Source organism: Leeuwenhoekiella obamensis, assembly GCF_055391795.1.
This window is the reverse complement of sequence record NZ_AP029251.1, coordinates 3378584-3402171: the sequence shown is the minus strand read 5'-3', so window position 1 is coordinate 3402171 and position 23588 is coordinate 3378584. Positions and strand designations below refer to the sequence as shown.

The window sequence follows — 23588 nt, the reverse complement described above, 5'->3', positions numbered from 1 at the left end:
CCTAATCATGAGAAAACTATTTTTACTCTTTCTGCTTGTGCTTACAGTTGCCTGCGGAGAGCAGACCGAGAACACCCCAAAACCAACTGCAGAAGAAAATAAGGATTTGGCTGCAGCCAAAGATTTTAAATTCTGGACCTGGATCACTGCAAATGCAGAACGCACCGACTCTAGCTACACAGCAGAATTTAAAAAGTATAAAGAAAACGGTCTTGATGCGGTTTTGATCAACACAAATGGCGACCCAGAATTACTAGGTAAACTTACTCCGCTGGCCAAAGAAGAAGGGCTTGAGGTTCATGCCTGGATGATGACCATCAATAGACCGGGAGATACAACGGCTTTAAAACATCCAGACTGGTATCAAGTAAGTCGCAGTGGCAAATCTTGTTTTGATGATAGACCTTATGTGGGATATTATCAATGGCTATCGCCTAGCCATCCAGATGCGCACCAGCACATTCTTGATCTACTAGAAGGTCTTGCTAAAGTAGAAGACGTGGCGAGTATACACTTAGATTACATACGCTATCCAGATGTGTTTTTACCTATTGGGCTGCTGCCAAAATATGACCTAGTGCAAAACGAGGAATTACCCGATTATGATTTTGATTACAGTGATGCATCTGTAAATAAGTTTAAAGAGAAATTTGGGAAAGATCCACGAACTATGGAACATCCAGAAATAGATATAGAATGGAAGCAATTTCGCTTGAATGAAGTTAAATCAGTAGTTGATGACGCTTATGAGATCGCACATAATAATGGGAAGATACTTACCGCAGCTGTTTTTCCATATCCAGAAATGGCAGATCACATGGTACGTCAACGCTGGGATAAATGGAATATTGATGTAGTGTTACCTATGATATATAACAACTTCTATAATGAAGGTGTAGACTGGGTAGGTTTTGCAACACAACAAGGTGTAAAAGACCTCGAAGGCAGAAACACAGAATTGCATACCGGTTTGTATGTTCCAGAACTATCTTCTGAAGATCTTAAGCTCGCGATAATCGCGGCTAAGGAAAATGGAGCAAAAGGGGTTTCTTTTTTTGATGGCGGCGCTTTGAACGACGAAAAACTAGCAGTTATTAAAAACCTGAAAATCAGCAACGCTTCAAAATAAAGCATGAAGATTACATTATTCTGACCACTTAAATAAAAATTTTATTTAAGTGGTTTTTCTTTTTAATATAATCAATAGTTATTCAACCACTGCAAAACATTTTTAAATTAAGTGCAATGTTAAAATATAAAGAGTTTAACTAAAAAAAGAAGTTCATCATAATGTTAGTTTAACTATAAATGTTATTTTTAACTTCAATTAACAGAAAGTTTTTAATTTTTTAACTTAAACTAACAAAGTATGGCCAAACATTTTATTCTTCTTTTTGGGCTTGTTTTCCTTGTTTCTACACAAGGGTTATTCGCTCAGGAGCAAACAGTGACAGGTACTGTTACAGATGCAGAAAGCGGAATGCCTTTGCCAGGAGTAACGGTTATTCAAAAAGACACAAGTAATGGAACCTCAACAGATTTTGATGGACTTTATAGTCTAGATGTTCCAGAGGATGCTGTTCTCGTTTTTTCGATGGTAGGATTCTTAACTAAAGAAGTGCCCGTAAGTGGTACTACTATAAATGTACAACTAGAAATAAGCACAGAGTCTCTTGACGAAGTTGTAGTAACAGCTTTGGGCTTGACCCGTGAGAAAAAATCGCTAGGTTATGCAGTAACAGAGCTGCAAAGCGAGGAGATCAACACAGTAAAAGATTATAACGTAGCAAACTCACTTGTGGGTAAAGTTGCCGGTGTTACCATCACTCAATCTGGTGGTGTAGGATCTGGTTCTCGTATCGTGATACGTGGTAACAACAGTTTATCTGGTTACAACCAGGCTTTAATCGTTGTTGATGGTATTCCTATTAATGCAGATGGAAGTTCATCTGGCGGTGATATTTATAATAGCACTCCTACTGGTGGTGGTATTACAGACATCAACCCAGCAGATATTGAATCTCTTTCTGTTCTTAAAGGTCCTAACGCAGCGGCACTTTATGGCTCTAGAGCTGCAAATGGGGTTGTACTTATTACTACTAAAAAAGGTAAAAAAGGCGCTGGCCTTGGCGTAAGCTTAAACTCTAACGTTTCTATTGAGAACACTATGTTCTTGCCAGATTATCAAAATCAATATGGTGCAGGAACTCAAGGTAGAGTTTACCAAGATCTTAGCGAATACGGCGGATCTTCTTGGGGAGCAAGCCTTGATGGTTCTCAACAACTATACTATACTGGTGAGCAAAAAGCATATTCTGCTCAACCTGATAACGTAGAAGATTTTTTTGAGACTGGTATTAAATCGATAAACTCTGTTGCAGTGAGTAAAGGTGGCGACGATTATAGCGTTCGTTTTTCTTACACAAACAATAAGATCACTTCGGTAATTCCTAATTCAGACTTACTAAGTCATAACTTTAACTTAAGAGGTAACTTAGATCTTTCAGATAAGTTAAGTGTTGATACAAAGGCTACGTTCTTTTCGCAGGAGCTTAATAACCGTGTTAATTTAGGTTCTGAAGGTATCATGGCTTATGTGTACACGATGCCTCGAAATGTTGCCATTTCTGACTTAAAAAAATACAAGCCTTCTCAGTATGATGATCCTTCAATGTTTGGCAGCCTTTATAATGTGATTAGTTACTCAGGACAAAACAAGTCTACAGGTAACCCATACTGGATCCTTAATGAAGATACTAATGACGAAAGAAGAGATCGCTTCTTAGGTTTTGCAAAAGTGAACTATGAATTTACAGACTGGTTATCAGCATTTGTACGTATAGGTGGTGATGTTACTAATGTACGCTCTGATGTAATTCAAAATTATGGACATCACTTCTTCCCAGGAGGTCGCTTAAACTTTAGCACAAATAAGTTTACTGAGCTTAACAGCGATTTTCTTATCATGATCGATAAAGACATCACTGACAAGTTAAACTTAAATGCAAACATAGGTGGTAACTTATCAAAGAGAACCTTTGAAACTATGAGTGTTTCTGGTAGAGACTTTAAAATTGCAGAGCCTCCATTCTTAAACAATACAGTTACTCAATCTAGCACGCACACTCCACTAGGAGTTAAAAAGGTAAATTCATTATATGGCGCACTTAACTTTGCCTATGATGACTTTATGTTCTTAGATCTTACTGCTCGTAACGACTGGTCTTCTGCACTTTCTGAAGATAACCGTTCTTACTTCTACCCTTCTGCGAGTTACTCGATATTAATAGATAGATTCATAGATCCTGCAAAAGAGATTTTAAATCTATTTAAATTAAGAGCGAGTTGGGCTCAAGTGGGTGGTGACACAGGAGTATATCAATTATTCCAAACATTTAGTGTTCCTCAAAACGGATATTTAGGTTTAACTAGCCTTAACGGACCATCAGTTAAATTTAATCCTGATCTTAAGCCAGAGAGCATTACTTCGTCAGAATTTGGTTTTGAAACCAATATGTTCGGTAATAGATTATATACTGACTTCTCTATCTACAAGATCAAAACTGAGGATATGATCTTTGATGTACCTGTAGCACCAGCAACAGGATACAATTTCTTTAGAGAAAATATTGGTGAGATAGAGAACAACGGTATTGAAGTAATGATAGGTGGTAAACCAATTGTTACAGACGATTTTACTTGGGATGTATCTCTTAACTTCTCTAAGAACAAAAACAAGCTGATCAAACTTATAGATGGTCTTGACAGCTACTCATTAAATTCTCTAGGAACACTTAACATTCAGGCTTCTGTAGGCGGCGGTGTAGGTGATATCTACGGTACAACTTGGAAGACTAATGAGCAAGGTGAGATCTTAGTAGGAGCAGATGGTATTCCACTTGCATCTTCAGAGAGATCATTATTAGGAAATTCTCAACCAGATTGGATAGGTGGTCTTACAAACACATTTAATTACAAGAACTGGTCGCTACGTTTATTAGTTGACGCTCGCATAGGCGGCGAAATTTACTCAGCTACTTCATCTTATCTTGATGCATCAGGTGTTTCTGAAAGAACATTGCAGTATCGTGGTGGCGTTGTTGTAGATGCTATCAATGAAGGTACTGGCGCAGCAAATACTGAAGAGATCACAGCACAACAATATTGGGGTGCAATGTCTGGCATTGACGCAAACTACGTTTATGATCAAACAAACTTCAGACTTCGTGAAATGTCACTTAATTACAGATTCCCATCTGCGATGTTAGAAGATTCTTGGGTGAAATCTGCAAGTGTAGGGATCATCGGTAGAAACCTATTCTTCATCTACAAAGATGCAGAAGATATTGACCCAGACTCAAGTATAGGAACTGGCCTTAACGGTCAAGGTATTTCATTGAATAACGTTCCTACGATAAGAAGCTTAGGATTAAACCTAAACGTCACATTTTAAAAAATAAATTATGAAAAGAATTTTTAAATCATTTATAGCACTGCTATTGATCTTCATGGCATCAGCATGTTCTGATTTTGAGGAGATCAACACAAATCCCAGCGCTTTTGAAAGTGAGCAGGTAAGTGCTAAATTTTTCCTTACAGGAATACAGATAGAACTTTATGCCGAAGGTAGATTTGCTTACTGGAGAGCACAACTTATCCACGCAGATCGCTATGCTGGTCAGTTTACCTTTGGGTACAATGGCTCATGGTGGAGTGACGTTTTAGGCTACAGCTATAACTCAGGTTATACAGATGCAGCATACGACTGGATGGCTGGATATGTAGGTAAGTTAAGTGTATATATGAATTTCGTTAAAGAAGGTGGTGATCTAGAGAACGAATATTACTATGCATTAGGTCTTATCATGAAAGGTCTTTATTACCAGATGTACACAGATACTTTTGGTATGGTACCATATTCTGAGGCTTTGAACCCAGATATTATCACTCCGGCATTTGATTCTCAACAAACAATTTATGAAGGTGTGATCAATGAACTTGATCAAGCTCTTGCTATAATAGGCGATGCAACAGTTACAGGTTCTGGTGTTGATCAACTTGCAGAAAATGACGTTTTCTACGGTGGTGATCTTCAAAAATGGAAGAAACTGGCAAATCAGCTCAAATTAAGGATGGCTCTGAGGGCACAGGGAGCTACCGGAGCTGATTTCGCCAATACTGCGATCACAGAAGCAATTCAAGCAGGTGTTATAGAATCTTCTGATGATAATGCACTTCTTGAAAAAGACGGTGAGATCGACCAATTCTCTAACGCAGTTTATGGTGACGTTTGGCATAACTTCGGTGGTCTAGGTTCAAAATGGACAATGGGTAAAACCCTTATTGACTACTTAAGAAATAATAATGATCCACGATTAAGCGCATATGCTAAGCCTATTCCTGGTGGTGAAGTTGTATTCACTCAACCAGCTGAAGGTTATGGAGTTGCTCTTTTTGATAAGTATGTAAACTTTATGCTTCAGCAGCTAGATGATGCTGGTGTAAGCTACACTAGAACTGATGGCGCCGGAACTGTAACTGTGAATATCGCTGATGATATGGATTACTACGTAGGTCAACCATCTAGACTTAACGGTGATATTTATCCTCACGTTAAAAAAGAACTTTTCTCAGAGCCGGCAGATTGGATTATCAATCCTAAAAACCAAGGCCTTGAAATTTTCCCAGAGATCGTTATGACCGCTGCAGAAGGTAATTTACTTCAAGCTGAAGCGATCGTAAAAGGTCTTGCCTCTGGAGATGCACAGTCTCTTTATCAAGAAGGTTTACGTCAAGCAATGATGATCTGGAATGTTTCGGCAGGTGAGATCGACAATTTTATCGCTACAGAAGACATGGCGCTTCTTAACGGAACTCAAGAAGAAAACTTAGAGAAAATCGCTATCCAAAGATGGATCGCCGCATTTACAGATGGTTTTGAAGCTTGGGCAATTGTAAGAGACACTGGCTACCCTGCAGAACTTGCAAATGGCGTTTCTGACTATGACATTTATGCTGCTGGTACGCTTAATGGTAAATATCCACAGCGTCTGCGTTATGGTAACAACGAGTACAATACAAACGGTGCCGAGTTACAAAAAGCGATCCAGGCGCAAGGTGCAGATGAGCAAGGAACAGAGCTTTGGTGGGCAGATAATTAATATGAGTGATAGACAATAATTTGTAATCAGCCAACTCATAATCTAAGGAGGACTTCATTGTCCTCCTTTTTTTTTGGCTTAAAGCCAAAATCACTTTACCGTAAATAATCGTATATTTGCTTCAGAAAAAATTAGTGCGGTAAGCACGGTTTTGGGCGCAGACCCAAAATGCTAAAATGTTGTGTTGCCACTTAATTGTGGTAGGTTTTGTAGTAAAAACCGATGAGAAGCTTTTCCACCAAATGGCGGAGAGGCTTTTTTGTTTTCCTTTATTTTGTACCAACTTCTGGGTATTGATTAACTTGCACACATTAAAATCACTATCATATTTAAAGCTAAAATGCGCTCGTTGTAGCCTTTTATGAAGTGATCAAGCTCCTAGATTACCCGAGATGAACGTTTCAAAAGTTATTGTATTCGCTTTTCTTTTTCTGTTTTCTGCGTTAAGCAAAGCACAGGAAATGATGCCTCCCATAACAAATTACAGCACAGAAAACTATAATGCTGCAAGACAGAACTGGGGAGTAAGTACAGATGAAAATGGTATTCTTTATGTAGCGAATAATGATGGATTGATGCGCTATGATGGGCAGCGCTGGGAGAAATTCTATTTGCCTAATAAAACGATCATTAGATCTGTTTTTGCTTATGATGATCGCATTTATACAGGTTCTTATGAAGAGTTTGGTTATTGGGAAAATGACGGTTATGGTGGTTTAAAATATACTTCGCTTACCTCATTGATCGCCGATCCTATAAACAACGAGGAGTTCTGGCAAATTGTAGTTTACAAAGAGAAAATTGTATTTAGATCTTTTACTAAGATCTTTATATATGATGGGATCAACATAAAGCCATTTGTCCCAGATTTTATCGTGACGTCAATGCTCGTTGACGGTAACTCAATGCTTATAGGATCTAACGATGGTGGACTTTATGAGTTTAACGGTCGCAATTTTAAACTTCTGGCCGGCACGAGAGATGATTCTATCATCAGTATTGTTCAGGTAAATGGTGTGATCTTGCTTGGCACACGTTTCAATGGAATTTACGCCTTTGAAGATGGTTATTTTGTAAGTTGGGGTTCTAATGCGCTTAAAGAGTTTCTTACTACTAATGAACTCAACAAAATGATCACTTTTAACAACGACTTACTTATTGTAGGTACTGTTAAAGGTGGTATCGCATACTATCATATCAAAGAGCAAAAGCTCAAAAATCATCATAGAAAAAACGGTCTTTTGAATAACACTGTTCTTTCGCTTGCGGTGAATAATGACCAATTATGGGCCGGTCTAGACAACGGTATTGCAGAAATTCATCCGGATGCGGCAATACAATACTATATTGATTACAGCGGTCAATTAGGTGCTGTTTATGATATTGAACTTTATGAGGACAAAATATATCTCGGTTCTAACACTGGCGTTCACAGTCTTGATGGCAACAAATTAACCTTTTTAAAAGGCAGTCAAGGTCAGGTGTGGAATCTGAAGAAGCTCAAAGATCGCCTCATTGTTAACCACAACCGTGGCATCTATGAAGTTAAAGACACAACCTTATTTCCTGTTACGCTTAACATAGGAAGTTATGATCTAACTAATATTCCAAACGAAGCTGATCGCTACCTCAACCCAACGTATAACGGGATCTACATTTTAAAAGACAGCACAGATCTTACTGAAGAAAAGAAACTGGAGAACTTTGATATTCCTGTAAACAAAGTCCTTTTTGAGAATAATGAAACATTCTGGGCGTCGCATCCTTACAACGGTCTTTACCGAATAAACTTAAAGAACGACAAAACACAAAACGTTACAAATCACTCAAAAGACAGCTTATTTTCGGCTTACAAAACTTCTATTCACAAAATCGAGAATGCCATCACATTTAATAATGATGGAAGTTGGTACAGATTCAATGCGCTTAAAAACGACATAGAGCCTTTCCCAGAAATGGAAGGTTTAAAAAACTACGGTCTTCTTAATGAAGAAGGTAAATACTACTGGTTTAAGAACCGCAAAGGCAACGGAATCATCATCACAGACTTCACCCAAGATAGTCTCTACCTTATAGAACCTCTGCTAGAGAGTAGGATGATAAGCAATTATGACAAGGTCATACCCGTTAACGACAGCATCGCATTTGCCACAATGAACGAGGGTTTTGCTTCGATTAATTATAAAAATTTGCTTTTGCAGCGAAAAGAACACTCATCTCCTCCTCCACTTTTACGAGAGATCAGTGACACTGAAGGAAAGCATTTATTGAGTGAAAAGGATTTTAGCGTAAGCTATAACAACAGCGCAGATTTCACCATACGCGTATCTCCTGCTAATCCAGAGCAAAAACTGTTCTTCTATGAGCTCTCTAACGGTTCATCTGGCTTTCTTGAAAATGGAACCTTACACTTCAACAAATTGACTCCCGGCAACTATAAAATAAGCATTTATGGCATAGCGACTAGCACAAATAAACGTGGGGAAGCATTAGCATTTTCATTTACGGTTTTGAGACCGTGGTACTCTAGCAGAGTGATGTTGCTAGTTTATGTTCTATTAATTGCACTAGGAGTTTACATAGTGTATTTAGTAAACAAAAGAAAACTCAACAGACACCGCAAAGACCTTGAATCAAAACTGCAAAAAGAACAAGAAAGAAAGTCTCAATTAGCCGAGCATAATCGCCTGATGAATGAGATAAAAGTCAAGAAAAAAGAGTTAGCGAATACAACATTTCAAGCAGCAAAACGCAACAGAACGCTTATTGAAATTAAGAACGAACTGGATAATATCACCAATAAACAAGAGAATAAATACAAGATCAAAAACCTAAAATCTAAGATCAATCATGTTCTTGAAGGCAAAGACAACTGGAAGGTTTTTGAAGAAAACTTCAATGAAATTCATGACGATTTCTTTCATGATCTGCTTAAGGATTATCCTAAATTAAGCTCTAAAGATCTTAAACTTTGCGCCTATCTCAAGATGAATTTAAGCTCAAAAGAGATCGCTCCTTTGATGTCAATTTCTGTGCGTGGAGTAGAAATTCATCGTTATCGCCTTAGAAAAAAACTCAATCTAGACACAAACGAAAATCTCTCAAAATTTTTGATCTCGCATTACTAGTTTAGATTACTTCAATGCTAAAATTAACACAATATTACTACATCAAAACTACATCAGTATGCGTTTTCGCAAACGTTGTAATAAAAATAAACACTAGTCAAAACACTCTATAACAGTAAAATAAACTGTTTTTAACAGTTTGATGTATTAGTTATGTATGAAGATGGGTGTTTTGATACTCTATTTTCGCCCTCACAAAATTCAATTATTCAAATTAGCGCATATGAAATCAAAAATTAGTCTACTGGTTTTGCTTACTTTAACGTTTGCGAACATCTGGGCTCAAGATACACGTACCATTACCGGTACTGTTACTGATTCTAGAGATGTTCCCCTGCCAGGTGCAGAACTTAAGGTTGTAGATAAACCTACGTACGCCGTCACAGATTTTGACGGTAATTTTAATCTAGAAGTTGAGACAGGAGATGTTGTTGAGATTAATTACTTAGGATTTCAAGACCTGTCTTTTGTTGTTACAGATGAAGACACATATACATTTATTCTTGAAGACGAAGCTTCAGAATTAGAAGAAGTAGTTGTAGTAGGTTATGGTACGCAAAAGAAGCGTGACCTTACCGGTTCTATCGCATCTGTAGATGCAGAGGATATTGAAAAAACTCCTACTGCAAACGTGATGCAATCTATGCAGGGTAAAGTGCCAGGTGTGCAAGTTGTATCTGCTGGTTCGCCAGGAGACTCACCCACTGTAAGAATTAGAGGTCTTGGCACTTTTAACTCTGGTAACGCAAACGTTCTATATGTTGTAGACGGCGCATTCTATTCTAACATTGATTTCTTGAACACTAAAGACATTAAATCTATCAATGTGCTTAAAGATGCATCATCATCAGCCATCTATGGTGTGAGAGCTGCAAACGGTGTTGTGATCATCGAGACAAAATCTGGTAGAAGAAATCAGAAGGCTCAAATTGAGTACGATGGCTACACCGGTATTCAGGTTGCTCAAAATGTTGTGAAAATGGCAAATGCTGAACAATTCACTACAATGGCATACGAATCTGGCTCTGCTGCAGATGTACAGTTTATTCTTAACGCAATGCAACGCTATGGCAGAAGCCGTGTTAACCCAAATATCCCAGATGTAAATACAGACTGGTATGACGAGATCTTACGCGAAGGCATTATTCAAAGCCACAGTTTAAACGTAACAGGTGGAGCTGATAAAGTTTCTTACTCTGTGGGGGCAAACTACTTTGCTCAAGAAGGTGTGCTTGATATGAAAAATCAATACGAGCGTTTCAACATTCGTTCTAAAGTGGATGTTGATATCACAGACAATATGAAAATAGGTGTGAGCTCGATCTTCAGTAACGCTACTAAATACTCTCCAGAGAATTCAGCGTTTTTCAAAGCATATTTTGCAGTGCCTATCATGCCTGTAATTGACGAGCAAAACACAGATGCTTCGCCTACACAATATTCTAACGCACAACTTCTAGGGTATAGAGGAACTCAGAATCCTTTCCCAGACATGGAATATAACAGCAATAAGCTTAAAATACGCAAGATGCTCTCTAACATTTATTTTCAAGCAGAGATCATCCCAGAAAAACTTACGTTCAAAACTTCTTACAGTCATGACTTTTCTACTTTAGAAGAGCATTATATCAATTTGCCTTTCACCCTGGGTAATAATGTTCAGAACATCTCGAGCATTGAGCGTAAGCAAAACAACTATTCTAACCAGTACTGGGATAATACTTTGACGTATGAAGACAGTTTTGGTGATCATAACCTTACCGTTCTTGCGGGTCACTCTTATCGTGATGAAGATGCAAATAATTTTAGGGCTCTAGGCCAAAATATTCGCGGTATACAATTAGAAACTAGTCAATATCTTGATTTTGCAGATCCTACTTCCTTTAATGATAATGTAGGTGAAAACGCTAGCAGATATTACGGTCTTTCTTTCTTTGGTAGAGCGGCATACAACTATTTGAACAAATATCTTGTGTATGGTACGCTACGTTATGATGGTTCATCTAAATTCACCAAAGATCCTTGGGGATTATTCCCATCTTTCGGTCTTGGTTGGGTAGCTTCAGATGAAGAATTCTTACAAGATGTAAGTTGGATCAACTTCTTAAAACTTAGAGCGAGTTATGGTAAGCTAGGTAATGACAATGTAAATGCATCTTCTGGAGCAAATACAGTAACAAATGTTAATGCTATTTTTGGCGGACAGCCATATACTGGTTTTACCTCAACGTCTGCGTTTGCTGACAACGTATGGGAGCTTATTGAAGAGAAAAACTTTGGTTTAGACTTCAATACCTTTAGCGATCGTCTTTCTATCACGGCAGATTATTACATACGTGACACGCAAGATGCGATCTTACCTATCACGATTCCTGTAATTAATGTGGTTTTAAACCAAAATGCGGGAACTATAAGAAACTCTGGTCTTGAGATGAGTTTTGACTGGAGTGATAACATTGGTGATGACTTTAGCTACAATGTAGGTTTCAACTTTAATACCATTAAGAATGAAACTACTGCGATCAATAACAACTCTGGTTACATCAACTCTGGAAGCGCAGAGTTTAGACAAAGAACGATCATAGGTCAACCTATACAAGCGTTTTATGGTCTAGAGGTAGAAGGTGTTTTCCAGAATGATGCTCAGGTAGCAGCTTCACCATACGCTACAAACAATCCAGAGGCAAATCTTATGCCTGGTGACCTGATCTTTAAGGATCAAAACGGCGATGGTATCATCACAGATGACGACCGCGTTGTACTAGGTTCTATCTTGCCTAATTTCACCTTTGGTGGTAATCTGGGAGCTTCTTACAAGAACTTTGATTTCTCTCTTAGTTTTTACGGTCAAGCCGGAAATAAGATCCTTAACAGAAAAAGAGGTGAGATCATTTATACAAATGACACAAACATGGATGCAGACCTTGCGATCAATAGATGGCACGGTGAAGGAACTTCTAACAGCTATCCATCATCTGCAGGTTTAAGAAAATCATGGAACCAGCAACTAAGTGACTTCTGGATAGAAGATGGAGATTTCTTTAGAATTCAAAACTTCCAGTTAGGATACACGATCAAGTCTGAGGCATTGCCACAAACAAGATTATACTTCACTGCAGATAGACCACTTACTGTTTTTAACTACAACGGCTTTAGCCCAGAAGTGCCTAATGGTGTAGATAGACAAACCTATCCTGTACCAGCGACATACACAGTGGGTCTAAATATTAAAATTTAAAAAAACTTGCAAAATGAATAAAGTACTAAGAATTTTTTGTGTGATCGCTACCGCAGCATTTGCAGCTTCATGCAGCGATCAGTTTGACGAAAGATCTGGTCAACTTAATGCAGATGACCTAGATTACACAAACGCAGCAGAAATGATAGACCCGCTTGTAGGAGCTTACAACGCTTGGGCTACTCGTGGATGGGAAGAGCCATTATTACTATCTGTAAGAGGTGATGATGTTAACTCTGGTGGTCTAGGCGATCAGCAGCCTTTTGCTGATACAGACACATTTACTTACAGCCAGAGCTACTGGATGTATAATTCACTGTGGAATTTACACTACAGTGATATCATCACACTCAACACAGCGATTCTTCAGATCAATAGATATAAAGAATTTTTAACGGGTAATGATATCGCAAGAGCAGATCAATACATCGCAGAAATTAAAGTTTTACGCGCATGGTTACACCTTAACGCTGCAAGAACTTGGGGTGATGTATTTATCTACACAACTAATGACCCTAACGCAGAGATAGAAGAAAATGGTGTTTCTTCAAAAGAAGAAGTAATGCAGTTTATCTCTGACCAGATGGACGAAGCTATTGAAGATCTACCAACGATCAGACCTAATGAAAGAACTGATCTTCCTGGTGGTGTAACAGCATATACAGCGTATGCGATAAAAGCAATGGCTAATCTTGAGCTTAAAAACTATCAAGCTGTGGCAGATGCCGCTGGTGAGATAATCGCTTCAAACAGATTCTCTCTATATCCAGATTTTTATGAGCTTTTCAAAAAACCTGGTGAGCTAAGCAACGAGAGCTTGATGGAAATGCAATTTGATGAGCTAGGTGCTGAACTGGGTGGTACATTCTATCATAATTTTTATCCTTTTGGCCCGCAAGGCTGGACGCCTTCAAGAGCGAATGCTGAGAGCGGCTGGGGATTCTTTGAGCCAAGTTTAAAGTTTATCGAGTTCATGCTAGATCGTAATGAAACTGTAAGACTAGAAACTAGTGTTCTATTTACAGATCGCGGTATCGCAGAGCTACAAGCTGATGGTTATACAGATCTTCCTGCTTTTGTATCAAATACAACAAGAGATGGTGATGTGATCAATGATTATGCTCGTGCTTATTTTGCAAGTGGTAAACATTATCTTCCTTCTACACAGGTGACTGATGGTCAAAATGCTTACGGTGCTGGTAAAAACTACCAAGTGATCCGTTATGCAGAGGTGCTTCTTATGTATGCAGAGGCGGTTTCTAGAGGTGCTACAGGTTCTGCTATGACAGCTACAGATGCTGTGAACTTAGTAAGAGAAAGAGCTGGTCTTACTCCACTTTCAGGTGTTACTCCTGAGCAAGTTATGGATGAAAAATTTGCAGAATTAGGTCTTGAATGGGGTATTCGCTATTACGACATGATCAGACTAGACCAATATGACGAGCTAAGTTATGACGGAAGGAATTTCACGGCAAGTGATAAATATCTGCCTTATCCTCAAGAACAACTGGATGCTATCCCACAATTAAGAGAGTACGCTGACGCACAATAATAAAACACTATGAAAAAAATTAAACTTCAAATAGTAAGCATTGTTTCTCTGCTGTTTTTTCTTGCAGGGTGTACAAATGATGGTATTGATCCTATAACAGCTGTTGATCCAGGGCCAGACGAAGCTAGCCCAGAGATCACGATCTCGTATCCACAAGAAGGCACAACGCTTAAAGTGCTAGAAGAGGTAACTTCTATTGATATTAAATTTAAAGTTACTGATGATATTGAGATCGCAAACATTGATGTAGCCGTAGATGGTAACAGCATTGCGGCGATGGACAACTTCACGGATTATCGTATCGTGAGCGAGTCTGTTGCTTTTAACAATGTGACTAATGGTGATCACCAACTTACCGTTACCGCAACTGATATTGATGGTAAAGTTTCTACAACTACTGTAAACTTTAGCAAAGAACCTCCTTACGTAGCTAAATATGACAGTGAAGCTCTATACATGCCATTTGATGGTGATTATACAGATCTTGTAAATCTTAGAACTGCTGATGTAGTGGGCTCTCCTTCTTTTAGCAGCAATGCTCAATTAGGTTCGGCTTCTTATCAAGGTAATGCAGATTCTTATCTAGAATATGAGATCCCAGAATCTGTAAACTATGGCTCAAACTTTAGTGCCGCGTTCTGGTATAAAGTGAATGCTTCTCCTGATCGCGCAGGACTTCTTGTTGCTGGTGATCCTTCTGCAGGTGAGTCAAGAACTCAAGGTTTTAGACTTTTTAGAGAAGGTAGCGCTACAGAACAACAGATCAAATTAAATGTAGGTACTGGTTCTGGCGAAGTATGGAATGACGGTGCAAAAATTGATGCTACTGCTGGCGAATGGGTGCATATCGCATTTACAGTTGATGATCAGCAAACCGTGATCTACATCAATGGTATTGCTGCGAATACTGGTAATATGGGTGGCAACACAATAGACTGGAGCGGTATTGAAGATGTAACCATCGGTTCTGGTGGTGCTTCATTTAGCTATTGGGGTCATGCTGCAGATCAAAGTAATATTGACGAACTAAGATTATTCAATAAGACACTTACAGAAACAGATGTTCAAAACATGATCAAGGATTCTTTTGTGACTTTACACCTCCCTATGGATGGTTCTTATGAAGATCTAGTTTCAAATAGAGCGATTAACACTGTAGGTAATCCTGGTTTTGCAGGTATGGCAAAAGTAGGCTCTGATGCTTACGCTGGCGCAGAAGGTTCTTATTTAACCTTTGCTAATGATGGTCTTAAGTCTCAAGAATTCAGTGCGACATTCTGGTATAATGCAAAAACTGATGCCGCTCGCGCAGGAATTCTTACTGTAGGTCCTGAAGATCCTAATAACCCAGATGCTCAAAACCTTAGAACTAGCGGTTTCCGACTTTTTAGAGAAGGTAATGAAACTGAGCAACGTTTTAAATTAAATGTAGGTACTGGAGATAGCGACAGCTGGAATGACGGTGGCGTGATCGATCCTTCTACAAGTGATTGGGTTCATATTGCAATGACGATCTCTACTACAGAAACTAAGATCTACATCAATGGCGCTCTAGTGAATACTGGCACTTTGCCAGCTCCTATAAGTTGGGCAGATACAGATATCGTTTCTGTAATGAGCGGTGCTCCTCGCTTTACAGAGTGGGGTCACCTGGCAGACACCAGCATAATGGATAATCTGCGTTTTTACAACAAAGCGCTTTCGGCAGATGAAATTGCTGCTATGGCAAACTAGATAGAAATACAAACTCTCGGCCTCACAAGAAGTCGGGAGTTTACTTTTTCTCTCGCATGCTTTCTTTTGGCTTAAAGCCAAAAAACAAATCTCTTAAAACATTTTATGTACACATCGTTTAACCGATTTCTTACAATATTACTTGCTGTTTTTGCAGTTGCTTGCTCTAGCGATTCTGGGCCTGGCTATCAGGAGCCGTACATCCCCGGAAGCGACGATGGTGACAGCGAGGTGCCTGCAGATCCCATCCCTGATGATGAGCTGATGGATATTGTGCAAGAAACAACCTTTAATTACTTCTGGGATTTTGCTGAGGCAAACAGCGGTATGGCGCGCGAGCGCAGTCAGGATGATTCTTACGGTGGCGATGGTAAGTACATTGTTACAACTGGTGGATCTGGTTTTGGTCTGGCAAGTTTTCCTTCAGCAGTACAACGCGGTTGGATCTCTAGACAAGAAGCGATCACCAGACTTGATAAAATATTAGATTTTCTTGAAGAAGTTCCTACGTTTCATGGTGCTTTTGCGCATTGGTACATGGGTAATTCTTCTACTGTGAGACCTTTTAGTCAATACGATGATGGTGGCGATCTGGTAGAAACTGCATTCCTCATGCAAGGATTGCTTATTAACAGGCAATATTTTGATAACGCTTCCGCGGAAGAAACTGACATTAGGGACCGCATAACAGCTTTATGGGAAGCCGTAGAATGGGATTGGTACACGCAAGGTAAAAATACGCTGTATTGGCACTGGTCATCAACGTATGGCTTTCAAATGAACCTAGAGATCAAAGGTTGGAACGAGAGTTTGATCGTATATGTTTTGGCGGCAGCCTCGCCCACACATCCCATTACAAAAGAAGTTTATACGCAAGGCTGGGCTTCTAACGGCAATATCGTGACAAACAGAAGTCAATATGGTATTAATCTACCTATGGGACCTTCTTATGGCGGGCCGTTGTTTTTCAGTCATTATTCATTTATAGGCCTTGATCCACGCAATCTGCAAGATCAATATGCAAATTACTGGGATCAGAACACAGCGCACACACAAATAAACTATCAGTATTGCTTAGATAACCCAAAAAACTTTGAAGGTTATGGCGCTAATTCATGGGGATTGACCGCATCAGATTCTAAAGATGGTTACTCAGCACACAGCCCAACTAACGATCTGGGTGTGATCACACCTACGGCTGCTTTATCATCAATGCCTTACACCCCGACAGAATCGCTTGCAGCGATGCATTATTTCTATGAAGGAATGGGAGACACTCTCTGGGGAAAATATGGTTTTTATGATGCATTCTCAGAAGAATACAACTGGACGGCAAATGGTTTTCTTGCGATAGATCAAGGACCAATTGTCGCAATGATAGAAAATTATAGAACTGCCCTACTCTGGGATCTTTTTATGCAAGACGCAGATGTACAAGCAGGCCTCAACCTTTTAGACTTTAATTACTAAACCTACTATAAAACCAGTATGAAAAAGACATTTTACATACTTACTGCTATAACTCTTACACTTTTTACAAGCTGTAAGAATGATAAAAAAACAGATGATATCGCTTCCGCGGAAGTTAGTGAAGAGCAATCCCTTTCTGAAGATGCATTGCTTGATACAGTACAGAAGCAGACCTTAAAATATTTCTGGGATTATGCTGAGCCCAATTCTGGTATGGGGCGTGAGCGCTTTCATCCAGATGGCGATTATCCTAAGAATGATGCACACGTTGTAACTACTGGTGGTAGCGGTTTTGGACTTATGGGACTTGTTGCCGGTGTTGACCGCGGATTTATTCCTCGTGACTCTGCTGTGGCACGATTTGATCAAGTCGCAGACTTTTTGGCGAAAGCCCCGAGATTTCATGGCGCATGGTCACACTGGCTTAATGGCGAAACCGGCGATGTACAAGCTTTTGGCAGAAAAGACAACGGCGGTGACATTGTAGAAACATCGTTCTTAGCGCAGTCTTTTATCGTGATAAGAGAATATTTTAAAAACGGTAACGAAGAAGAAAAAGCAGTTGCAGCCAAGTTTGACAAACTCTGGAAGGAAATTGAATGGAACTGGTACACAAACAATAAAAACGGCATTTTCTGGCACTGGTCGCCAGATTATGAGTGGGAAATGAACTTCATGATAGAGGGCTACAATGAGTGTCTCATCACGTATATCATGGCGGCATCTTCACCAGATCACGCCATAAAACCAGAAGTTTATCATGACGGTTGGGCTCGCAGCGGCGACATCACAACAGATGTTGAAGCGTATGGCTACCCGTTGATCTTAAAACATAACACGGTAGGAGACAAAGGCGGCCCACTTTTCTGGGCGCACTATTCTTACCTTGGGTTAAACCCAAAAGGACTAGAAGACAAATACGCAAATTACTGGGATCTTAATGTAAATCACAGCAAGATCAACTATGCGTATTGTCAAGAAAATCCAAAGAAATCTGAGACCTATGGTCCAGAAACCTGGGGCTTGACTGCAAGCTACACCCGCAATGAAGACGATAGCGTGGGGTATGCTGCACATTGCCCAGATGATGACCGCGGCGTGGTTTCGCCTACAGCCGCTGTTAGTTCGTTGCCTTACACTCCTAAGGAATCTCTGGCCGCTATGCGTCATTTTTACACAGATCTTAATGATCTCACATGGGGGCCAGCCGGATTCTACGATGCCTTTAGCCTTGACGGCAAAAAGTGGGCAGCAAAACGCTACTTAGCCATTGATCAAGGACCCATGATCGTAATGATAGAAAATTACAGATCAGGTCTTATCTGGGATCTTTTTATGGGAGCTCCAGAAATTCAGCAAGGTCTTGACAAACTAGGTTTTACTCACAAATAAGCTCTAGAGCAACAGCCTTTTAATTTTTCCTTAAACGACTATAATGAAAAAGATATTCATACCTATAGCTGTGCTTTTTTTAAGCCTTACGGCGAAAGCGCAGACCAGAAGTTCAATTCCTGAAGTTGAAGCTTTGCTAGAGAAGATGACCATTGAAGAAAAAATAGGTCAATTGAATTTGCTTACTCCTGGTGGCGGTGTTGCAACCGGCTCTGTGGTAAGTGAGAACGTAGAAGCAAAGATCAAAGCAGGAAACGTAGGTGGGCTTTTTGGCGTTACCGGCCCTGATAAAGTGCGCATGGCACAAAAGATCGCGGTAGAGCAAACAAGACTAGGCATACCATTATTGATAGGTTCAGATGTGATTCATGGTTATAAAACCACATTTCCATTACCGCTAGGTCTTGCAGCGACTTGGGATATGGATTTGATCAATCGCACAGCACAAACCGCAGCAAAAGAAGCAACAGCAGATGGTATAAACTGGAACTTCTCTCCTATGGTTGATATTTCTCGCGATCCTCGCTGGGGAAGAATCTCTGAAGGAGCAGGCGAAGATCCATTCTTAGGTTCTGCTATTGCGAAGGCGATGGTAACAGGTTATCAGCAAGAAGATCTAACTGCACCTAACACCATGATCGCTACTGTAAAACACTTTGCGCTATACGGCGCAGCAGAAGGTGGTCGTGATTACAATACGGTTGATATGAGCCGTGTAAAAATGTATAATCAATATTTGCCGCCTTACAAAGCAGCAGTTGATGCTGGTGTTGCAAGTGTGATGAGCTCTTTCAATGATGTAGATGGTGTTCCGGCGACTGGTAACAAATGGTTGCTTACAGATCTACTGCGCAAAGAATGGGGTTTCGGCGGATTTGTAGTTTCAGATTATACGTCGCTTAACGAAATGATCGCACACGGTCTGGGTGATCTTCAGGCGGTTTCCGCGCAAGCGTTAAAAGCAGGATTAGACATGGATATGGTGGGTGAAGGATTCCTAACTACCTTAAAAAAATCCTTGTCTGAAGGCAAAGTAACCGAAGTTGAGATTACAGAGGCTTGCCGCAGAATCCTAGAAGCAAAATACAAGCTTGGGCTTTTTGAAGATCCATATAGATATAATGATGAATCGCGCCCAGCAAAAGATATTCTTAGCAAAGAGAACCGTGCATTAGCGCGCGAAGCTGCTCGCAAATCGTTTGTGCTTTTAAAGAATGACAACAACGTGCTTCCGCTTAAAAAAGATGCAAAGATCGCGCTGGTTGGTCCTTTGGCTAATAGCCAAAACAACATGCTGGGAACTTGGGCGCCTACTGGTGATGTAACGCTTGCCATCCCAATTCTCGACGGATTCAAAAATGTTGCTCCTAATGCAGAGATCAATTATGCAAAAGGCGCAAATATTTCTAATGATGAGGCTTTCGCCAAAAAGATAAACGTCTTTGGTCCGCGTATCGATATTGATAGTCGCACTCCCGAAACTATGCTAAAAGAAGCACTTGAGACAGCAAAGAAATCTGATGTTGTCGTGGCAGTTGTAGGAGAAGCCACCGAAATGACTGGAGAAGCGTCTAGCAAAACAGACATTAATATCCCTGAAAGTCAAAAAGTCTTGATCAGAGCTTTGGCAAAAACCGGCAAACCTGTTGTTCTTGTTTTAATGAGCGGTCGCCCACTTACAATTGAAGAAGAGATGAGCCTACCAGTTGATATTTTACAAGTTTGGCATCCTGGTGTAGAAGCAGGAAATGCGATTGCAGATGTAGTTTTTGGAGATTACAATCCGTCTGGGAAGATCACTGCTTCATGGCCAAGAAATGTGGGACAAATCCCGGTTTATCACAGTCAGAAAAACACCGGCCGCCCTGAGCTTAAAAAAGACTGGGAAAAGTTTAAATCAAACTACCTAGATGTTGAGAACACACCGCTTATTCCGTTTGGTTTTGGCTTAAGCTATACCACTTTTGAGTACAGCGATCTTGGCGTTAACAAGTCAACAATCGCACAAGGAGAAAGCATAAATGTTAGTGTGACTGTAAAAAATACTGGCGATTTTGACGGTGAAGAAGTAGTTCAATTGTATCTTCATGATGTAGTTCGCAGCATAACACCGCCGCTACGCACCTTAAAAGGTTTTGAAAAAGTGATGCTAAAAAGCGGTGAAAGCAAAACCGTTACCATCACATTAAAACCAGAAGATCTTAAGTTCTACAACACTTCGCTAGAATTTGTTGCAGAACCGGGCCAATTTGAGGTTTATGTGGGCGGTAACAGCGAGGCTACGCTTAAAACGTCATTCACGCTAAAATAAGATCACATGTCACGACTTCTGGGTTTCATCACACTGTTTTTCATATTCATAAGTTCTTTGGCTCAAGGCCAAAACAAAACCGATGAGATCCAGATGTCAACGCATCGATACAGCGATACGCTTGATCTAGACTTTTACACGCTCACTTCTCAAAAAGACAATGCAAGTAGACCACTTGTGGTTTTACTTTATGGCGGCGGCTTTGTAGGCGGAAGAAAAGATGGACCTGGCGAAATAAAGTTCTCAAAAACAATGGCGTCCTTTGGTTACGCAGCAGTAAGCATAAATTATGCGCTTACGCGAAAAGGAACCAAAACCGGTTTTGGGTGTGACTGTCCTGCAACAGACAAAATGGAAACCTTTAAACGTGCAGCGCTTGATGTAGTTGATGCCGTTGAATACTTAAAAAAAGGAGACTTTAATTTTGATGCAAAAAAGATCATTCTTGTAGGAAGCAGCGCAGGAGCAGAAGCCATTTTGCACGCTGCATACCAACAAAGACATCCATTTTACTCAGATATTTTTCCTGAGGATTTTAAAGTGGCGGCGGCTGTTTCATTTGCTGGCGCGATCACAGATGCACGTTACATTAATAAAGACACGGCAATTCCTGGGCTTTTTATTCATGGTGAAGCAGATAATCTAGTTCCTTTTGGCACAGATGCACATCACTTTTGTGATACAGACAAACCCGGATTTATCATGCTAGACGGCGCTGAAACCATAGCCCATAAATTGAAAGAACTTAATACTTCTTATGCTTTATACAGAGCTCCAGGAGGAAAACATGAATGGTCAGGAATAGGTTTCAATTTTACTGATGAGATTCATGATTTCATCGAGACTGTAGTTGTGAAAGGAGAAGAAATTCAGATTGAGGAACTGGTTAGAGAATAAGATCAGATCACGTGTATTTGTTCTTTTCGCGGAAGCGATACCATTATTTACGGCTTGTGAGTATTAAAAAATGCACGCTTTTGCTAAAAAAGATGCATTTACTGTAAAAATCTAAGGATAGTCGCTTAAACCTTTGCTTACAAATGAAGTCAAAGATGCAGTTCTCAAAAAAATTAAAGCCTGAAGGTAAAAAAGGGCTTTTTAAAATATTAAAAATCTTAGGGGAACACCGATGCAATAAGCGGTACCCCTTTGCTAGATTATTGATTTATTGGTTTGTTGATAAGGCTCTGTTGATCGCAGAGCCTTATTTGTTTACTTCAATAATAAAGCTTGTAAGGGGCAATCCCGCTGCATTAAAAATATCTGGATCTACTGCGTTTTGCCAAGCGTAACGCACATATCGAGGCGAAGCTATAGGAGATTGCAATAGTATTTTATCTTTAGAGATTTTGGCAATTGCCTGCTTAAACTGCATATCTTCTCCCGCAACTTCAAAGAGCATACTGCGCATTGGCCCGCGCACATGCAATCCTTTTTGATTTTTAGAATACACCTCTACTCCATTTGCGGTATACACAGCTTTTTCAGGTAAAGGTCCATCTACTGTTTCTTTTAGGGTTTTATAATATTTGGCTAAAGCCAAATTAGCAAAGCGCTCACCAACATCAATTTTATTGCGGGGATGAATATCGTCAAGGTTACCTATATCGCTTGTCATTACCATACCAGTACCGGTAAGATCTAGCACACGACGTTGAACATCTCTGATCTTTACACCAGAATCGCCTTCATAATCTTTATAAGGTGCGATCTGCGCATAATAAAACGGAAAATCTTTATTCCATTTTTCTCGCCAACTGCTTATAAGCTGAGAAAATGTGTGCTCATAATGATCTGCATTAATGGTATTAGATTCTCCTTGATACCATAAAACTCCAGCAATATCAAATGGCACTAAAGGTGCGATCATCGCATTATAAGTCACAGAAGGTTTTATAGGCGACCAAGGCTGATCTTTCAATTTACTTGCAGATTCTACAAGCAATGAATCTTTTTTAAAAGCACTTTGAGGAATCCAGATCTCTGCTGGCGATCCGCCCCAGTAAGAACCAATAAGCCCAACGGGAACATCAAGTTCTTCACTTATCTTTTTTGCAAAAAAGTAACCCGCCGCGCTAAACTCTTTCATGGTTTCTGGTGTGCTCTCTGTCCACTGCCCTTGCGTGTCATTTTGCTCTTTATCTGCAGTTAAATGCGGCACTTCAAAAAATCGAATTCTAGAATTTGCAGCATTCTTAATAGCTTCTTCACCATCATCAATGCCAGCGCTCGCACTCCACTCCATATTACTTTGCCCAGAAAGTAACCAAACTTCACCCATCAAAATATTAGAAATAGTATCCACATTTTGCTGTGAATCTTTAATGATCATTTCATAAGGATCTGCACCATCTTTAGTAGGCAAGATTATCTTCCAACTACCATCGTCATTTACGGTTGCATTAAAATCACCACCTTCTAGCCAGCTTGCTTCAATATGAACTTGCTCACCAGGAGTTGCCCATCCCCAAACCGGCACTTCGCTATTGCGTTGCAGCACCATGTTATCATTAAAAATAACGGGAAGTTTGAGTTGCGCTTCCGCGAAAGCGACACAAAAAAGTGCAAGTACTGCCAGAAGGTGATGTTTTAATCGCATGAT

The 23588-nt window shown here is 39.8% G+C and carries 12 protein-coding genes; 11 read left to right on the top strand and 1 reads right to left on the bottom strand.

The window, feature by feature from the left end; translation table 11 throughout:
• Positions 1-7: 7 nt before the first annotated feature.
• From ACZ5L8_RS15035 to ACZ5L8_RS14985, 11 genes are all read left to right on the top strand, one after another.
• Positions 8-1129, top strand: a complete 1122-nt coding sequence (locus tag ACZ5L8_RS15035; RefSeq protein WP_464438478.1) for a family 10 glycosylhydrolase — start codon at positions 8-10, stop codon at positions 1127-1129.
• A 240-nt stretch (positions 1130-1369) separates the two neighbouring features.
• Positions 1370-4453, top strand: coding sequence for a SusC/RagA family TonB-linked outer membrane protein (locus ACZ5L8_RS15030; protein ID WP_464438477.1), 3084 nt, complete (start codon positions 1370-1372; stop codon positions 4451-4453).
• Positions 4454-4463: 10 nt separating this feature from the next.
• Positions 4464-6161 carry a SusD/RagB family nutrient-binding outer membrane lipoprotein gene (locus tag ACZ5L8_RS15025; protein WP_464438476.1) on the top strand — a complete coding sequence of 566 codons (1698 nt, stop codon included), beginning with the start codon at positions 4464-4466 and terminating at the stop codon, positions 6159-6161.
• Between the two features lie 461 nt (positions 6162-6622).
• Positions 6623-9289 (top strand): helix-turn-helix and ligand-binding sensor domain-containing protein, encoded by a 2667-nt coding sequence (locus ACZ5L8_RS15020; RefSeq protein ID WP_464438475.1) that lies wholly within the window; start codon positions 6623-6625, stop codon positions 9287-9289.
• Positions 9290-9512: 223 nt separating this feature from the next.
• Complete coding sequence (locus ACZ5L8_RS15015; RefSeq protein WP_464438474.1) at positions 9513-12527, top strand: SusC/RagA family TonB-linked outer membrane protein; 3015 nt, start codon at positions 9513-9515, stop codon at positions 12525-12527.
• 13 nt (positions 12528-12540) lie between these two features.
• Positions 12541-14079, top strand: coding sequence for a RagB/SusD family nutrient uptake outer membrane protein (locus ACZ5L8_RS15010; protein ID WP_464438473.1), 1539 nt, complete (start codon positions 12541-12543; stop codon positions 14077-14079).
• Between the two features lie 9 nt (positions 14080-14088).
• Positions 14089-15813: a LamG-like jellyroll fold domain-containing protein gene (locus ACZ5L8_RS15005; RefSeq protein ID WP_464438472.1), complete on the top strand. Its 1725-nt coding sequence runs from the start codon at positions 14089-14091 to the stop codon at positions 15811-15813.
• A gap of 105 nt (positions 15814-15918) precedes the next feature.
• A complete protein-coding gene (locus tag ACZ5L8_RS15000; RefSeq protein ID WP_464438471.1) occupies positions 15919-17283 on the top strand; it encodes a glucoamylase family protein in 1365 nt (454 codons plus the stop codon).
• An 18-nt stretch (positions 17284-17301) separates the two neighbouring features.
• Positions 17302-18675: a glucoamylase family protein gene (locus ACZ5L8_RS14995; RefSeq protein ID WP_464438470.1), complete on the top strand. Its 1374-nt coding sequence runs from the start codon at positions 17302-17304 to the stop codon at positions 18673-18675.
• Between the two features lie 43 nt (positions 18676-18718).
• Complete coding sequence (bglX, locus tag ACZ5L8_RS14990; RefSeq protein ID WP_464438469.1) at positions 18719-20986, top strand: beta-glucosidase BglX; 2268 nt, start codon at positions 18719-18721, stop codon at positions 20984-20986.
• Positions 20987-20992: 6 nt separating this feature from the next.
• Complete coding sequence (locus ACZ5L8_RS14985) at positions 20993-21883, top strand: alpha/beta hydrolase (protein ID WP_464438468.1); 891 nt, start codon at positions 20993-20995, stop codon at positions 21881-21883.
• A gap of 307 nt (positions 21884-22190) precedes the next feature.
• Here the strand turns inward: ACZ5L8_RS14985 and ACZ5L8_RS14980 are convergent, their stop codons facing one another.
• On the bottom strand, positions 22191-23585 hold the full coding sequence (locus ACZ5L8_RS14980; RefSeq protein ID WP_464438467.1) for a sialate O-acetylesterase: 1395 nt from the start codon (positions 23583-23585) through the stop codon (positions 22191-22193).
• Positions 23586-23588 lie beyond the last annotated feature (3 nt).

Coding starts and splice junctions, on each gene's coding strand:
- ACZ5L8_RS15035 (WP_464438478.1), top strand. CDS start 8: ATGAGAAAACTATTTTTACTCTTTCTGCTTGTGCTTACAGTTGCCTGC.
- ACZ5L8_RS15030 (WP_464438477.1), top strand. CDS start 1,370: ATGGCCAAACATTTTATTCTTCTTTTTGGGCTTGTTTTCCTTGTTTCT.
- ACZ5L8_RS15025 (WP_464438476.1), top strand. CDS start 4,464: ATGAAAAGAATTTTTAAATCATTTATAGCACTGCTATTGATCTTCATG.
- ACZ5L8_RS15020 (WP_464438475.1), top strand. CDS start 6,623: ATGATGCCTCCCATAACAAATTACAGCACAGAAAACTATAATGCTGCA.
- ACZ5L8_RS15015 (WP_464438474.1), top strand. CDS start 9,513: ATGAAATCAAAAATTAGTCTACTGGTTTTGCTTACTTTAACGTTTGCG.
- ACZ5L8_RS15010 (WP_464438473.1), top strand. CDS start 12,541: ATGAATAAAGTACTAAGAATTTTTTGTGTGATCGCTACCGCAGCATTT.
- ACZ5L8_RS15005 (WP_464438472.1), top strand. CDS start 14,089: ATGAAAAAAATTAAACTTCAAATAGTAAGCATTGTTTCTCTGCTGTTT.
- ACZ5L8_RS15000 (WP_464438471.1), top strand. CDS start 15,919: ATGTACACATCGTTTAACCGATTTCTTACAATATTACTTGCTGTTTTT.
- ACZ5L8_RS14995 (WP_464438470.1), top strand. CDS start 17,302: ATGAAAAAGACATTTTACATACTTACTGCTATAACTCTTACACTTTTT.
- bglX (WP_464438469.1), top strand. CDS start 18,719: ATGAAAAAGATATTCATACCTATAGCTGTGCTTTTTTTAAGCCTTACG.
- ACZ5L8_RS14985 (WP_464438468.1), top strand. CDS start 20,993: ATGTCACGACTTCTGGGTTTCATCACACTGTTTTTCATATTCATAAGT.
- ACZ5L8_RS14980 (WP_464438467.1), bottom strand. CDS start 23,585: ATGCGATTAAAACATCACCTTCTGGCAGTACTTGCACTTTTTTGTGTC.